Below are 14,299 nucleotides of genomic sequence, written 5' to 3'. Positions count from 1 at the left end.
GCGATCCCTGCAACGACAACGGCGCGTTCTGCGACGGCAACGAGTCGTGCGACGAGGAAACGGCCGCGTGCGTGTCGAGCGGATCGCCGTGCGCCGACGACGGCCTGTGGTGCACGGGCACCGAGACCTGCGACGAATCGACGGGCCAGTGCACGACGACCGGCAGCCCCTGCGGCTCGCTTCAGATTTGCGACGAGGAGGAAGGCGAATGTCTGGACGCCGACCTCGCCACGCCCACGCCCGAAGGTAAATACGGCTCGTATAACGACAACGCCAGCGTTTGCTGCGGGTGCTGATCTCTCCCCGAACCTACGCGAGCGAAGACGCAGGCCGCGCGCGTTCGGACGCGTCGATCTCCCATAGCGTGCGCGCCGTGAATCCGCCGGTCCGCGCGACCATCGCGTCGGGGAACTGCTGGATCGACGTGTTGTAGATCGTCACCGATTCGTTGAAGAACTCGCGTCGGTCCGAGATGATGTCCTCGAGCTGCGTGATGCGCGTTTGCAGCCGCTGGAACATGTCGTTCGCTTTCAGGTCGGGGTAGTTTTCGGCCAGCGCGAACAGGCCGCGCAGTGCGCCGGAAAGCTCCGATTGCGCGCCGAACATCTCGCGGTCGCCGCGCGCCCCCTCGACGCGGGACCTCGCGCGAGTCACCGATTCCAACGTCTGGCGCTCGTGCGCGATGTAGCCCTTGCAGACCTCGACCAGACGGGGCAGTTCGTCGAAGCGCTGCTTGAGCACGACGTCGATGTTGCTCCACGCCTTGTCGATGTTGTTGCGCAGGCGCACGAGGCCGTTGTAGACGATCACGAAATACACGGCGGCCCCGGCGAAGAGCACCAGCAGTCCCACGGCCCCGATCCCCACGAGCGCCATGCGCGCACCTCCGCGCCCGGTCAGGCCGGGCCGAAACGAATCCAGTCGAGCAACGCCGCCGTGCCGACGAGCGCCGCGACGATCGACGCGATCATCCACGCGAACGCGACGAGGCCGTAGCGCGTCGAAATTCGCCCGCCCTCGCCACGCGCGATGAGGAACGGAAACGCGCCGTGATCGGGCTTTCTCACGGCGATCGCCGTCTCATCCGGCGCGGCCAGCGGATCGCCCTCCGCGGCCTCGCGCGCGGCCTCGCGTTCGGCGTCCCGCCGCGCGGTTTCCCACTCGCCCTCGTCGATATGCACGTCGCGGTTCGCAGCATATTTCGCCAGCCGCGCCCGGTCGCCCTTGAGCGCGCGCAGCTTGGCCGCGACGCGGTCGCGCAGCGCCACCACCGGGCGCTCCATGTCCGTCGCCTGACCGAGCACCGTGAGCGAGGCCCCCTCGGGAATCCACTCCTCGACGTAGCGGACGTTGCCCTCGGTGACGAGCGACGCGCCCCAGGGCGTGCGGTACTCGCCGTCGATGTGCTGCGTGTGCGTGGGTTTCATTTTCGCGCCGAGGGGATCGACGAGCACCGTGCCGGTCTCGTCGTCGAGATAAAAAGGCACGGGGCCGCATGAGGTGTCGCCGGTGACGCGTTCGCGCTCGCCCTTGCTCGTCGCCACCTTTTCGTAGCGGCGCAGCCGGTAATGCACGCACGCCTGGCTCGTGAGCGGGGTGAGTAGGTTGTACGCGCGGCGCGCCGTGCCGCGCAGTTCGGCCATGCCCATCGCGACGGACCGCGCCTTCGACGTGGGCGTGTGGTCGATCCAGCGCTTCACGCGTAGAGCGCGGAACGACTCGTAAAACGCCACCGCCGCCACGCAGAAAAACAGCGCACCGAGGTCGAGCCCCACATGACGCAGCGGCCCGACCGACACGTCGTGCGCCGCGGACGCGAGCGTGAACCACGCGACCATCGCCGACCAATAGACGATCATGAACAGGCTGTGGGGCGAGGTCCACGGCGACGACCACTGCTTCAGGTCGATCGGCGGCGGCGGCAGGAACGTCGTCTCGCCGGTCGATTCCGGCGCGGAAACCGAAGCGGCCCGCGCGGCCGAGATGAACGCCGCGCCGGCGGCAAGCGCCACGGCGTCATCCGCAATCGCACGCGGGGCAACGGCGCCGGCGGCGAGCGCGCCCGCCACGGCGGCCTCGACCGGCGACACGGGCGACGCCTTCGCTGCATCGGGCGGACCCGCCTGACGGAAAAGCTCCACCAGATACGCGCCGTAGTGGACGAGCTGGGCGCGGTTTCGTGCGAGCACCTCGGGGTCGTTCACGGAGGGGTCGTATCGGCAGTGCGGAAGCTGGCACAGGCCGAAGTCAGTCTCGATGTCGAGCCGCGCGGCGCGCTCGCCGATGAGGCGCAACAACGTTTGCAGGTTTTCGCGCGACGATGTCGAGGCGACGTCGCCCAACGAGCGCGGGTCGTAGCGCCCGGGCTCGATGCGCAGCGGCCCGAGCGCCGCCGCGCCCGGCGCGATCACGTAGAGATCGAGAATCGGCGACGCGCCGAGCAGCAGGTCCATCTTCTCCGCGTCCGACAGCACGCCCGCCGAACCGGTGAGCGCCGCGCGCTTGATGAGCCGGTTGACGACGTCCGCCCCCATCCCCGCCAGCACCGCGATGACGGCGGTCGCGCCCGTCACCTCGGCCGATCCGCGCCGCCCGTGAAAGCGCATGCCGCCCGACGAGATCTCGAATCGTTTGACGTCGATCACGTCGCGCTTCGGCGGCGGCGACGCCACGATCGCCGCGGCGTACCCCATGTCGCGCAGCGCGCGCACGGCCTGTTCGAGCTTCGCCCGATCGTCGTCGCGCACGATCTGCGCGAGGCCGTCGCCCGAGAGCGCCACGCGCGTGATGTAGGGATCAACGCCGAGCCGTTCGTGCAGATCGCGCACGCGAGCCTCGAGCGTCTGCGCATCGACGCGCTTGCGCCGGACGATCACGCTGTAGCGGTGCGTTGTCGCGGCCATTTCGCGCGCATGATAGCCGATGCGCCCACGCGCGTCGCGCATAAGGAAGCGGGTGGTTTATGCCGGCCGATCCGCGATCTTGTACCCCGCTTTGCGGATAGCGGCGGCGACGGCGTCGGTCGCGATGTCCGCGCCGTGAAGGGTCACGCGCCCGGCGGCGAGATTCACCTCGGCGCTCGTGACGCCGGGGCTCGCCTCGCACACGTCCTTCACCTTGGCCACGCACTTCACGCACGACATGCCCTCAACCGTCAGCGTGACCGCGCCCTCGGGCACGGTCGCCGGACGCATCGCCCGAACGCGATGGACGATGCGGCGAGAGAGAAAGAACGCGAGCAGGCCGAGCACGAGGGCCGTGGAGACGACGGCGATCCAATTCGAACCGCCCGGGTGATGCACGTGGTGGGCATGTTCGCCGACCGCGACAGGCGCGATCACCCGGTCGAAGATCAGGCCGAACGCGATGCTGAAAACGGCGATGGTCGACAGATAGATCGCCAGCACCCGCGCGCCCAGAGCCCGGTACACCAGCCCCATCGTGGCGATGTTCGTCGCCGGGCCCGCCATGAGAAACACGAGCGCCGTGCCGGTGGGCATGCCCGCCGCGATCAGTGACGCGGCGATGGGAACCGAGCTGGTGGTGCACACGTAGAGCGGCATGGCGATGGCCAGCGTGAGCAGCATGCCGCCGATGCCCTGCGTCCATTGGATGCCCTGCAGGTAGCCGGGCGGCACGAGCACGGAGATGAACGCGGCGGCGAGGATGCCGACCGCGAGCCACAGATCGATCATGGCGAACAGGTCGAACGCGGCGTAGTGCATCGCGCCGGTGATGCGCCGCCAGCCCTTGTGGCGCGGCGCGGCGTCTTTGGCCTCGACAATGTCGTCGCGAGCCTCGCGCTCGGCGGCGGGCGTGGTCCAGTTGACCGCGAGCCCGCCGACAAGGCCCGTGACAAAGGCCGAAAACAGCTTGAACACGGCGAAGGGCCAGCCCAGGAACGTGGCCGAGACGAGAATGGAATCGACGCCGGTCTGCGGCGTGCTGATGAGGAAGCTCGTCGCCGCGCCTTTCGACGCGCCGTCGTTGCGTAGGCCGATCGCCGTCGGCACCACGCCGCACGAGCACAGCGGCATCGGCACGCCCACCAGCGCCGCCTCGGTCACCGAGCGCCAGGTGTTGCCCGCGAGCCGGCGGCGGATGAACGACTTGGGCAAAAATTCGTGGACGAGCCCGGCGATGAACAGGCCGAGCAGCAACGGCCCGGAAAGGTCGAGCAGGATCGACCAGACCGAGTTCAGATAGTTCGCGAGGAATTCCATCGCCACTCCGATTCGGCATCCATATACGCACGGCGCGCCGTCGAACCAAGGCGCGGGCGCGTTTTTCGTTGCGCCGCCCGTCACCCTGTGCCACAGTTTGGCCGATTTTTCACGGGGATGGGCATGACCGATTCCATGATTTTGCGCTGCGAGACCGACGCGCGCGGCGTCGCCACGATGACCCTCAACCGCCCCGAGGTCGGCAACGCGTTCAACGGCGAGCTCGTCGCGGCCATCGACGCACGGCTAGACGAACTCGCGCGCCCCGGCGCGTGCCGCATGCTGGCGCTGCGCGGCGCGGGCAAGCATTTTTGCGCGGGCGGCGATCTGAACTGGATGGCGCACCTGGCGATGGCGGGCGAAGACGCCAACGACCGCGACGCGCGCGCCGTGGGCGAGATGATGCGCAAACTGAAATTTTTCCCGCATCCCACGCTCGCCGTCGTGCACGGCGCGGCGCTGGGCGGCGGGGCGAGCCTCGTCGTGTGCTGCGACATTGCCGTGGCGTCGTCGAATGCCGTATTCGCGATCTCGGGCGTCAAGATGGGCATGCTGCCCGTCGTCATCAGCCCTTACATCGTCTCGGCGATCGGCCCCCGCCGCGCGCGGCGCTATTACCTGACCGGCGAGCGCATTCCCGCACCGAGGGCGGAATCGATCGGCCTGATTCACGAATGCGTTGCGCCCGAGGAACTCGAGGCGGCGGCGGCGGCGCTCGTCGCGCACCTGCTCGACGGCGGACCGATCGCGCAGGCGATGGCCAAGGATCTCGTGGCCGAGGAAGCCGATCCGCCCATCGAGGGGGCGACATTCGACCGCCTCGCCGCGCGCCTCGCCGATCTGCGTGCGACGAACGAAGCGGTGGAAGGCATGACCGCGTTTCTGGAAAAGCGCCCGCCGAACTGGAAGGCGTGAGGGAGCGCGGGCGTGGAACGCATCGGCCCATGCCCGAATTGCGCCAGCGAAATCGACACCGGCGCGTTCGCGATCGGCGAGCGGGCCGTATGTCCTGCATGCCAAAGCGCGTTTCGCGTCGAGGTTGTGTCGGCGCGCGGCGCGCCCGCCGTGCGGCTCGTCGCGTGCGCGGGTTGCGGATCAAAGCTCGACGTCAGCGCGTTCGAGCCCGGAGACGAAGCCGCCTGCCCCGAGTGCGGCGCGGTCGCACTGGTGCCGCCCTTCGCGCCGCGCGCGCTGGCTCCACCCACCGAGATCAGCGTGCTCGCGACGATCGGCGCGCTGCTGGCGCTCGTCGCCGCGGTGGTGCATCCGGCGATCGCCCTTGTCGGGCTCGCGTTTTCGCTCGCGGCGTTTGTCGACATCGAGCGGCGGCGCGGGCATCTGACGGGTCGTCGCCGGGCGGCGGGCGGCGCGTTGGCGAACGTCGTGATCCTCCTGCTCTACCTGATGCTGGTGCCGCGCCCGCTGCCGGACGCGTTCTACGACGATGACGACGAGGCGCGGCTGCGCGCGAAGCTCGAGGTCGTAAGCGAGGAACGCCGCAAATCCGGCGCAAACGCTCGCGCGGGTTATGCGGATTCGCTCGCGCCGCTGCTGGTGTACGACCCGAATCTCGCGGCCGACGGCGGGGTGACGTTCATCTTCGGCTCGGTGGATTCCGAAGGCTACACCTTCACCACGATTCACGCGCTGGGAACGCGCGAGCGTGGGACGCGCTCAGGGCGGCGCGAGTTCGTCTTCCACGATTGAACGTGATACCCATTCATGTCGTCGGAGTTCCGAAAAGCGGCATGTGGCACAGCCGCCCCGGCTGTGCGGGCAACGGGCACAGGCGAGGGCGCCTGTGCCACATGACCCGGTCGGGTTCGACGCAACGTCCGCGAACGCGATCAATGGAATGCATCTACGCGTTGTGATAGAAATGCCGTCAACAGGCGAGCACTCCGGCCCCGGTCGGAGCGTGTGGGAAAGCGGGGGCGACCCCGCTTTTCCCGTTTTCGGCCGAGCGAAAGCGGCGGCGTTTCAGCGCACGGAAGCGGTGACGACGAGCACCGAGCGGTCGCGATAGAGCGGGTCGATCGCGCGCTCCAGCACCCGCACCCAAGATCGCGAGTAGGTCTGCGTGCGAAAGTGCCAACTTCCCGAGCGCGGCGGGGCATCGGAGCGCGTGACGAACTCGAATCCCGCCCGGGCGCACAATTTCGCGAGACCATCGAAGCTCGGCAGCAGCCGCGCGGCGGGCGGCGCAAAAAGAAAAAAGTCCGCGCCATGCTGCTGGAGCGCGAGGCCGTCGGCCTGCGGCGTCTCGATGCGCGCGCGCCCACCCGGCCGCAGCGCGCGGCGAATGGCGGCGAGTTCCTCGACCGGGTGCGCCGCGTATTCGACGAGCCCCTCGACGATCGCCAGATCGAACTCACCGGCGAGCGCGCCCGCACCGGGAGTCCCGACGAAAACGGAAAGGCCCGACTTGGAGAGCGGCAGCGCGATGTCGCCGTTCGGATCGCAGGCGGACACGCGCAGGCCCCGCTTCGCGAGCGCCGCCATCAGCGCGGCATCGGCCCGGCCGACGAGCGCCACGTCGCCCACGCCGCGCAGCATTCGCGCGATGCGCCAAGCTTGTCGTGAATGGGGCGCGGGGCGCGGAACGCGCGTCCAGTCGTGCGCCCCGAGCGCATGCGCGGCTAGGGCGCCGACCGCGAACAGGCTCGCGCACGCCAAGCACCGCGCATAGGGTACGGGCGCTTCGCGCGGCCCAAACGGCTCGGGCAGCTCGCGGATCTCGGGGGAATCGCAGGCCGGGCAGCGCACGTCGTCCTCCCCGCCGGTTGTTCGTTGCCGGCAGCGCGGCGCGTGGCGCGCCGACGCAAGAGCATAATCACGGACCGGCGCGTTGGCCATGGGCGCAGCATGCCCAGGCCGTGCGCGCCGTCGATTCTTGACACGACCCCCGTCGCGGCCTAAGCGGATAGGCGGAGAATCGCCGATGAAGTGTTACCGCCATCCTCGCGAGGACGCGCTCTACGAATGCTCGCTGTGCGGCCAGCCGGTCTGCGGCGACTGCATGGTCTTTTCGGGCGACAGCGATCAGATCACGTGCCCGACCTGCAACGTCGACACGGCGGTCGACGCGCACTCCAACCGCGCGGTCGAGGAGCAGCAGGAGTTTGCGCGGCGCGCGCACGACCGGGCGCATCGCGTCTCTTGGCGGGAACGATTCAATGTGCAGGTCAGCCTGCCGCTCGTGCTGGCCGTCGTCGCACTCGTCCTGGCGCACCTGTGGATCAATAGCCGTCTGGACTATGCTCAGGCGACCATTTCCGTGAGCGATCCCCGCCTGTGGGAGAACGACACGCCGGCGCCGCAGTTCACGCACGTGCTGGCGAAGATCTTCCAGTACCGCGCTGCCAAGGGGCGATATCCCGCGGACATCAAGGCGCTCGTTCCGGACTATCTGCCGGTCGAGCCGAAGATCATGAAGACCGAGGAGCGATTCAACTACGTGCTCGAACCGAAGTCGGGTTTTGTGCTCTCGCTGCCGCGTGCCGACCAATTCCGCTTCGTCAAGCTTTACGCGACGGGAGCCGGGGAACTGGCGATCGAATGATGCATCGCGCGCACAGTCGGCGACGCGGAATCGCCCTGATTGATCTGCTTTTGCTGCTGACCGCGGTGGTGCTGGGCTTCCTGCTCGTCTTCAAGATCGGCGAGTACCGCGACATGCGCTACGCGAAGATGTGCCATCTCAATCAGCAGGCCGCCGACGAGACGCTGTGGAGCGTCCTGGCGGAGGAAAACATCGAGGTTCCCCTGCTGTCCACCGGTTATCTGATGACGCTTCCGGACGGCGCGCGCAGGATGGTGCTGATCTTTCTTCCCGCGCCGGGCGAGACGTATCCGCAAAAAATGGTGATCGACCTCGACGAACGGCATCATGCCGGGCTGATCGTCTGCCCGCTCAACAAAAAGCCGCCCAAGGATGCTCCGGTCGTCGACTACTGGTTCGGCGCGGGGCGGTGGTGGTGCCTGCACAACGAGCGGCACAACTGACGGGATGATCCTCCGCTAGTGGGCGCCGCCCAGGTTTTGGTTGGTGCTGGGGTAGTGGCCCATTCGGACCGCGACGACGTACTCCCAGGAACTCGTGTCGAGTCCCAAGTCTTCCAGCATGTCCTCGTACATGGGTTTGGGCAAACCGTCCTGACCGCCCCAGGTGCTGGGCTTGAGCGTCAGATAGACCGCACCACCCGTGATGCCCATGTAGTTGTAGCCGGGTTCGTAGTTGTCCCAGTCGTAGAGCCCTCCCCAGGGGTTGCGCTTCCACGTTTTCCATTCGGCCAAATATGGTCCCTTCCAACCGCTCAGATCCAGGGTATTCCACTTGGCAGAGTGGCCGCCGGTCTGCCAGCCGAACTTGTCGATCATGCCGGGGTCGATGCCGCGGTTGACGTCGGGCGGGTAAGCGCCGACGTCGGTTTGGAAACGCCCCGCCGCGATCTTGACCTGCCGGATGTCGGACATGAAGACGGCCAGCATGGCGCGGTGACGCGTCCACGACATGGTGCGATACCAGCCGACGAAGACAATGCTCGCGATCAGGAGCACCATCATGATCTCGATGAACGAATAGCCGCCACGTTTGCGGTCGATCGGTGTTTTTAGGATCCTTCGCATGTCCGCTCTCCCCTCAGAACGTATCGACATGTTTCCCTGCGGACTTTATGCAAGGGTCATCCCGAATGTGATTCCGACCGTCGGTCAGGCGTTTTCGATAAATTGCCTTGATTTCGCGGTGACGCTCCGGATGTCCGCCGGAAGAATTTTCCGGTGGTATTCCGCTAGGTAATCGGCCCCGAACGCGGTAGAAGGGCGCGAAGAGTTTTTTGGGGACGGGCATGACGCAGCGGATTGTCGGAATTCACGCGGTCGAAGCGGCGCTGGCGTCGTCTTCCGGGCGCGTCACGCGCATCTATCTCGATCGCGAACGGGCTGATCGTTTCGGAAAGCTCGCCGATCTCGCGCGGCGCGCCGGGGTGCCCATCGAATCGGTCCCGCGCCACGAGCTCGACCGCAAGGACCCCTCGCGTCGCCATCAGGGCGTGGTGGCGGACGTGCGTGCTCATGAAGGCGCGACCCTGGAGGAAACGCTCAAGCGCATCCCCGCCGGCGGGCGCGTCGCCGTGGTGCTCGACGGCGTGACCGATCCGCAAAACCTTGGCGCGATCCTGCGCAGTTGCGGTGCGTTCGGCGTGAGTTTTGTGGTGCTGCCCCGCGATCGCAGCGCGCAGGTCACGCCGCTGGTCGACCAGATCTCGTCGGGCGCGTCGGACGCGGTGCCGATCGTGACGGCGACCAACCTGACGCGCGCGCTGGAAACGCTGAAGGAAGCGGGCTTCTGGTGTTATTCGCTCGAGGCGGACGGCGAAGCGATGTTGCATGAGATCGATCTGTCGGGCGACGTGGCGATCGTCATGGGCAGCGAGGGCAAGGGCGCGCGGCGGCTCGTGCGCGAGCACACCGACCGCGTGTGCCGCCTGCCGGCCGCGGGACCGATCGCGTCGCTCAATGTCGCCGCCGCCACGGCTTGCGCGCTGTATGAAGTCCACCGCCAGCGGCTGACGGCGTCGAAGCGGACGTGACGTGTCGCGCGTCGAGCTGACCGCCCTCGTCGTCAAGCTGATCCCGTTTCGCGAAAGCGACCGGGTCGCGTGGCTCGTCTCGCGCGAGCAGGGGCTCGTCTCGGCTCTGGTGCGCGGCGTGCGCAAGAGCCAGAAGCGCTTCGCCAACGTCTTCGATCTCGGCAACCTCGTGCGTGTGCGCGTGTCGGCCCGGCGCGGCGGGATGCCGACCGTGGACTCCGGCGAGATGATCGACGGCCACTGGGCGAATGCCGCTTCCGTCGCCGCCTTCGCCGCCCTCGCGCACGTGATCGAGGTGACGCGCCGCGTCTCGGTCGAAAATCACGCCGAACCCGAGCTGTTCGACGCGGCGTGCCTCACGCTCGCGGCGCTCGAATCGGGCGTGCGCCCGGTCGTGCTGCGGGTTTTCGAGGCGGCAACGCTCGCCGCGACGGGCCTCGCGCCGAATCTGACGAACTGCGTGGTGTGCGGACGCGCCGCGCGGACGGACGACGCGGCACGCTACTCGACGCTGCGCGGCGGCATCGTGTGTTCGCGCTGCCTCGCCGATCACCAACTCGCGACGATCGGCCCCGCCGCACGCGCCTTCATGGGCGATTCATTCCATGGGCCGAACGAGGAGCTGCTGTCGTGCGTCTTGTCGAAAGCGGATCAGGATGCACTGGCCGCGCTCCTGCCCGCGCAAATCGAGCACCACCTCGGCGGTCCGCTCGTGGCGCTGCGTTTCGCGCGCCGCCTGCCCAAGCCGGGGCAGGTGGCCGCGTCGCCGCTCACGCAACCAATAGCCGATTAGTAGCCAATTCATTTCGGCATTAGCCAATTGGGCGGGCATCCCCGAATTCGAGATAAAAAAAGGGCCACCGAGCGGCAAACCGGTGGCCGAAAAAGGGATGTTGCGGCGGCGGGTGGGGAACCCGGGCGCCGTTTGGAGACCGCAAGAGGCGGGCGCGGTCCCCGCGACACGACCGGCGAAGGAGCCTCCGATCGCGCCGATTCGTTTCGTGTCAAAGAGCGTCTTTGGAGCGCGTTCGCTCCGCGGTGTTCGTCGTCTTTCGCCGGACGTTTCGCCCGGTCGCTTCGGTCAGTCTGCCAGGCGGCGCAGGAACGTCGGGATGTCGTAGTCCTCGCCCTGTCGCGCGTCGCGGCGGCGTCCACCGGCGGCGGCTTTCACTTCGGGCCGGGCGTGCGTGGCGACCTGTTCGCGCGCCTCGTTGTCCACGTCGGAGACGCGGCCCATGCGGATCACGGGGCGGTTTTCGCGCGCGGGCGGCGCGGGCCGCTCGTCGAACCGCCGCGAGATCACCGACGGGCGCGAGACCGGTAGCGGCTCGCTGCGTCGCGGCACGGCGACGGGTTCGTCGCGGCGAATCGTCGTCGATCCCCATTCCACGGCGGCGCAGTCGAAGCCGGTGGCGATAACGGTGATGCGCACCGCGTCGCCCATGCGCTCGTCGATCACCGCTCCGAAGATGATGTTGGCGCGGTCGGTCGCGGCTTCGGCGGCTTCCTGCACCAGACTCGCCGCGTCGTTGACCTCGGCCAGCGTCATGTCCGACGAGCCGGTGATGTTGATGAGCACGCCCTGCGCGCCGCGGATCTCGACGCTCTCGAGCAGCGGGCTGGAGATCGCCATGTTCGCGGCTTCGATGGCCCGGTTGTCGCCGGTGGCGATGCCGGTGCCCATGAGCGCCACGCCCATATCCTTCATGATCGTGCGCACGTCGTTGATGTCGAGGTTGATGAGCCCGGGCACGGTGATGAGGTCGGAGATCGACTGCACCGCGTTGAGCAGCACCTCGTCGGCCTTGCGGAACGCGTCGAGCATCGACGTGTCGCGCCCGGCGATGGCGAGCAGCTTCTGGTTCGGAATCGTGATGAGCGTGTCGACGTGCTCCGTGAGCGCGTCGAGCCCTTCATCGGCCTGGCGCTGGCGTCGATGTCCTTCGAAGATGAACGGCTTGGTCACGATGGCGACCGTGAGCGCATCCATCTCGCGCGCGATCCGCGCGATGACCGGGGCCGCGCCGGTGCCCGTGCCGCCGCCCATGCCCGCGGTCACGAAGATCATGTGGGCGCCCTCGATGTGGCGACGGATCGCGTCCTCGGCGTCCTCGGCCGCCTGACGGCCGACATCGGGGTTTCCCCCCGCGCCCAGTCCCCGTCCGATCTGGATGTGGCACGGCGCGAGGTTCGACTCCAGCGCCTGTGCGTCCGTGTTGCAGGCGATGAACTCGACGCCGCCCATGCCGGACTGGATCATCGTGTTCACGGCGTTGCCTCCGCCGCCGCCCACACCGATCACCTTGATCACCGCCGTTTCGTGCCGCTCAATCATCTCAATCATGCGATCGCTCCTCCGTGAAAAGCCCGCGCCCGCGCGGGAGTGCCCTTAAAAGAAGTCCTTGATCCACTCTTTGGTCCGGTGCCACCGATTCTGGATTTTCGAGCTCTTGGCCGGCTTTCCGCCGCCGCGCGCCAGTTCGTCGCGCCCGAAGTGCACGAGCCCGACTGCCGTGGCGAAGGCCGGATCGCGCACGAGATCGGCGCGGCCCGTCACGCCGAGCGGAAAGCCCACGCGCGCCGGCGTATCGAAGACCTGCTCGGCGAGCCGGTCGATGCCCGCCAGCAGCGCGCAGCCGCCCGTGAGCACGAGCCCCGCGCGCGTGACGTGCAGATAGCCCGCCGCGTCGAGCTCCGCGTGAATGAGACGCAGGATCTCGTCGCAGCGCTGCTCGATGATCTCGCACAGCACCTGACGCGCCACCCACTTCGGATCGCGCCCGCCGTCGTTGATCTCGACCGTTTCGTCGGGGTCGATGTCCGCGGCCACCGCCGCGCCGTACTTGATCTTGAGGTTTTCCGCCGTGGGGTAGGCCGGCAGACGCAGGCCGTGGGCGATATCGTTCGTCACGTGGCCGCCGCCGAGCGCGAGCACGGCGGAATGCACGAGGCAGCCCTCGTGATAGACGGCGATGTCGCTGGTGCCGCCGCCGATGTCGATCACCACCGCGCCCATGTCGCGCTCGGCCTCGGAGAGCACGGCCAGCGACGCGGCGAGCGGTTCGAACACCATGCCGTCCACGTGCAGGTCCACCTGGTTGCAGCACTTCACCACGTTCGACGACGAGGCGACCGCGCCCGTGATGATGTGGCAGTTGACCTCGAGGCGTACGCCGTTCATGCCCAGCGGATCGCGGATGCCGCGCTGCTCGTCGACGATGAACTCCCACGGCAGCACGTGCAGGATCTCGCGGTCGGTGGGGATCGCGACGGCGCTCGCCGCGTCGAGCACGCGGTCCACGTCTTTTTGCGTGACCTCTTCGCCGCGCAGCGGGATCATGCCGTGGCTGTTGAACGACTTGATGTGGCCGCCCGACACCGCCGCGAAGACGCCGGCGATGCGCGCGCCGCTCATGATCTCGGCCTCTTCGAGCGCGCGGCGGATCGACGCGACCGTGGTCTCGATGTTGATGACCACGCCCTTGCGCATGCCCTTGCTGGGGTGCGAACCCACCGCGAGGATGTTGAGGCCCGCATCGGTCGGCTCGGCGACGACGCACCCGATTTTGGACGTGCCGATATCGAGTCCGGCAATCAAGTCCGATCGTCCCTTCATGACGGCTTCTCCTCCCGCAACCCCTTCACCACGGCCCGGTCCGGCAACGACAGGTCGATGCGCGTCACGTCGGTCCAGCGGGGTCCGAGATGGCGCAGCACGGTTTCGAGCCGGAAAAACACATCCTGGAACGGCGCGGGTCCCACGACGACGCGCGTGCGGTCGACGAGAATCGAGAAGCCCCGGGCGCCGTCGTACGCGATCTCCTGAATCGGCGGCAGGTCGTCGTCCCAGTCGAGCCGCGCCTGCCCGAGCAACTCCACCGCCTCGGAGATGCGTCGCACCGGCGTGTCGGGAGAGCGCGCCGCGACGAAGTCCTTGCGCGAAAAGCCCGTGAGCACGGGCAGGCGGCGATGGTCGCCCACGGGAACGGGACTGAAGACGACGCCGCGGTCGTCCACGAAATACAGGTTCATGTGCTTGCGGATGCGGCCCTCGGCGCGCACCGCCGCGTCCTCGTCGGCGGAGATGAGAATCGTCGCCACGGGGCGGCGCTCGGTGATCTCGATCGAAACCGTGTCGGGCCAAACGCGCCGCACGCGCGCGTCGGCCACCCAGGGGTGGTCGAGCAGCCGCTCGCGGATCGGCGTCAGTTCCACCGCGAACAGGCTCTGGCGCGGATAGAGTTCGAGGAACCGGTGGATTTCGTCGCTCGTCACGTGCTCGCAGCGGCTCACTTCGATCGCCTTGAGCGCGAAGAGCGGCGAGTGCGTGACCAGTCCGCGCAAAACGAACGCGACGAGGGCGACGGCGACCAGAGCGAAAAAGAACCGGGCCCGCACGGCGGCGTCGCGCACGTCGGCGGCACGTTCGCGCCACGCGTCGTATCGCCCTTCGCTTTGTCGTTCCCGGGTCATCGGCCACAT

General features: G+C 68.0%; 15 protein-coding genes. 7 read left to right on the top strand and 8 right to left on the bottom strand.

The features are described from left to right. The coding region (locus IT350_15510) for a hypothetical protein (GenBank protein ID MCC6159457.1) at nucleotides 1–296 on the top strand (296 nt) is incomplete at its 5' end. Between the two features lie 13 nt (nucleotides 297–309). On the opposite strand, the gene IT350_15505 is transcribed toward IT350_15510, so the two are convergent. The 3 genes from IT350_15505 to IT350_15495 are packed head-to-tail and all read right to left on the bottom strand — an operon-like array spanning nucleotide 310 to nucleotide 4,223. Next, nucleotides 310–876, bottom strand: coding sequence for a LemA family protein (locus IT350_15505; protein ID MCC6159456.1), 567 nt, complete (start codon nucleotides 874–876; stop codon nucleotides 310–312). 20 nt (nucleotides 877–896) lie between these two features. After that, nucleotides 897–2,945: a hypothetical protein gene (locus IT350_15500; GenBank protein MCC6159455.1), complete on the bottom strand. Its 2,049-nt coding sequence runs from the start codon at nucleotides 2,943–2,945 to the stop codon at nucleotides 897–899. Between the two features lie 15 nt (nucleotides 2,946–2,960). Next, on the bottom strand, nucleotides 2,961–4,223 hold the full coding sequence (locus IT350_15495) for a permease (protein ID MCC6159454.1): 1,263 nt from the start codon (nucleotides 4,221–4,223) through the stop codon (nucleotides 2,961–2,963). A gap of 123 nt (nucleotides 4,224–4,346) precedes the next feature. On the opposite strand from IT350_15495, the gene IT350_15490 reads away from it, so the two are divergent. Both IT350_15490 and IT350_15485 read left to right on the top strand, forming a co-directional pair. Further along, nucleotides 4,347–5,138 (top strand): enoyl-CoA hydratase/isomerase family protein, encoded by a 792-nt coding sequence (locus IT350_15490; GenBank protein MCC6159453.1) that lies wholly within the window; start codon nucleotides 4,347–4,349, stop codon nucleotides 5,136–5,138. A 12-nt stretch (nucleotides 5,139–5,150) separates the two neighbouring features. Continuing rightward, nucleotides 5,151–5,930: a zinc ribbon domain-containing protein gene (locus tag IT350_15485; protein ID MCC6159452.1), complete on the top strand. Its 780-nt coding sequence runs from the start codon at nucleotides 5,151–5,153 to the stop codon at nucleotides 5,928–5,930. Nucleotides 5,931–6,203: 273 nt separating this feature from the next. Here IT350_15485 and IT350_15480 read toward each other — a convergent pair whose 3' ends face one another. Further along, nucleotides 6,204–6,989: a hypothetical protein gene (locus IT350_15480; GenBank protein ID MCC6159451.1), complete on the bottom strand. Its 786-nt coding sequence runs from the start codon at nucleotides 6,987–6,989 to the stop codon at nucleotides 6,204–6,206. 175 nt (nucleotides 6,990–7,164) lie between these two features. Between IT350_15480 and IT350_15475 the strand changes: the two genes are divergently transcribed. Both IT350_15475 and IT350_15470 read left to right on the top strand, forming a co-directional pair. Further along, nucleotides 7,165–7,785, top strand: a complete 621-nt coding sequence (locus IT350_15475) for a hypothetical protein (GenBank protein ID MCC6159450.1) — start codon at nucleotides 7,165–7,167, stop codon at nucleotides 7,783–7,785. After that, the gene (locus IT350_15470; protein ID MCC6159449.1) at nucleotides 7,785–8,228 is read left to right on the top strand and encodes a hypothetical protein; all 444 of its coding nucleotides are present in this window, start codon (nucleotides 7,785–7,787) and stop codon (nucleotides 8,226–8,228) included. The genes IT350_15475 and IT350_15470 overlap by 1 nt, the downstream gene beginning before the upstream one ends. A gap of 15 nt (nucleotides 8,229–8,243) precedes the next feature. On the opposite strand, the gene IT350_15465 is transcribed toward IT350_15470, so the two are convergent. After that, a complete protein-coding gene (locus IT350_15465) occupies nucleotides 8,244–8,852 on the bottom strand; it encodes a prepilin-type N-terminal cleavage/methylation domain-containing protein (protein MCC6159448.1) in 609 nt (202 codons plus the stop codon). A 221-nt stretch (nucleotides 8,853–9,073) separates the two neighbouring features. Between IT350_15465 and rlmB the strand changes: the two genes are divergently transcribed. Together rlmB and recO are read left to right on the top strand one after the other, a co-directional pair. Further along, entirely contained in the window at nucleotides 9,074–9,817 is a 744-nt protein-coding gene (gene rlmB, locus IT350_15460; GenBank protein ID MCC6159447.1) for a 23S rRNA (guanosine(2251)-2'-O)-methyltransferase RlmB, read from the top strand. Nucleotide 9,818: 1 nt separating this feature from the next. Continuing rightward, complete coding sequence (gene recO / locus IT350_15455; GenBank protein ID MCC6159446.1) at nucleotides 9,819–10,610, top strand: DNA repair protein RecO; 792 nt, start codon at nucleotides 9,819–9,821, stop codon at nucleotides 10,608–10,610. Nucleotides 10,611–10,898: 288 nt separating this feature from the next. Here the strand turns inward: recO and ftsZ are convergent, their stop codons facing one another. Genes ftsZ through IT350_15440 form a run of 3 tightly spaced genes read right to left on the bottom strand, consistent with a single transcriptional unit; the run spans nucleotide 10,899 to nucleotide 14,299 of the window. Then, a complete protein-coding gene (gene ftsZ, locus IT350_15450) occupies nucleotides 10,899–12,161 on the bottom strand; it encodes a cell division protein FtsZ (GenBank protein ID MCC6159445.1) in 1,263 nt (420 codons plus the stop codon). A gap of 45 nt (nucleotides 12,162–12,206) precedes the next feature. After that, the gene (gene ftsA, locus IT350_15445) at nucleotides 12,207–13,433 is read right to left on the bottom strand and encodes a cell division protein FtsA (GenBank protein MCC6159444.1); all 1,227 of its coding nucleotides are present in this window, start codon (nucleotides 13,431–13,433) and stop codon (nucleotides 12,207–12,209) included. Then, nucleotides 13,430–14,299, bottom strand: a complete 870-nt coding sequence (locus IT350_15440; GenBank protein ID MCC6159443.1) for an FtsQ-type POTRA domain-containing protein — start codon at nucleotides 14,297–14,299, stop codon at nucleotides 13,430–13,432. Before IT350_15440 ends, ftsA begins: the two co-directional genes overlap by 4 nt.

The sequence above is a fragment of the Deltaproteobacteria bacterium genome, assembly GCA_020845895.1.
Taxonomy (GTDB): Bacteria; Lernaellota; Lernaellaia; order JACKCT01; family JACKCT01; genus JADLEX01.
Note: the sequence above shows the minus strand (reverse complement) of the source record. Positions and strands in the feature narration are given on the sequence as shown.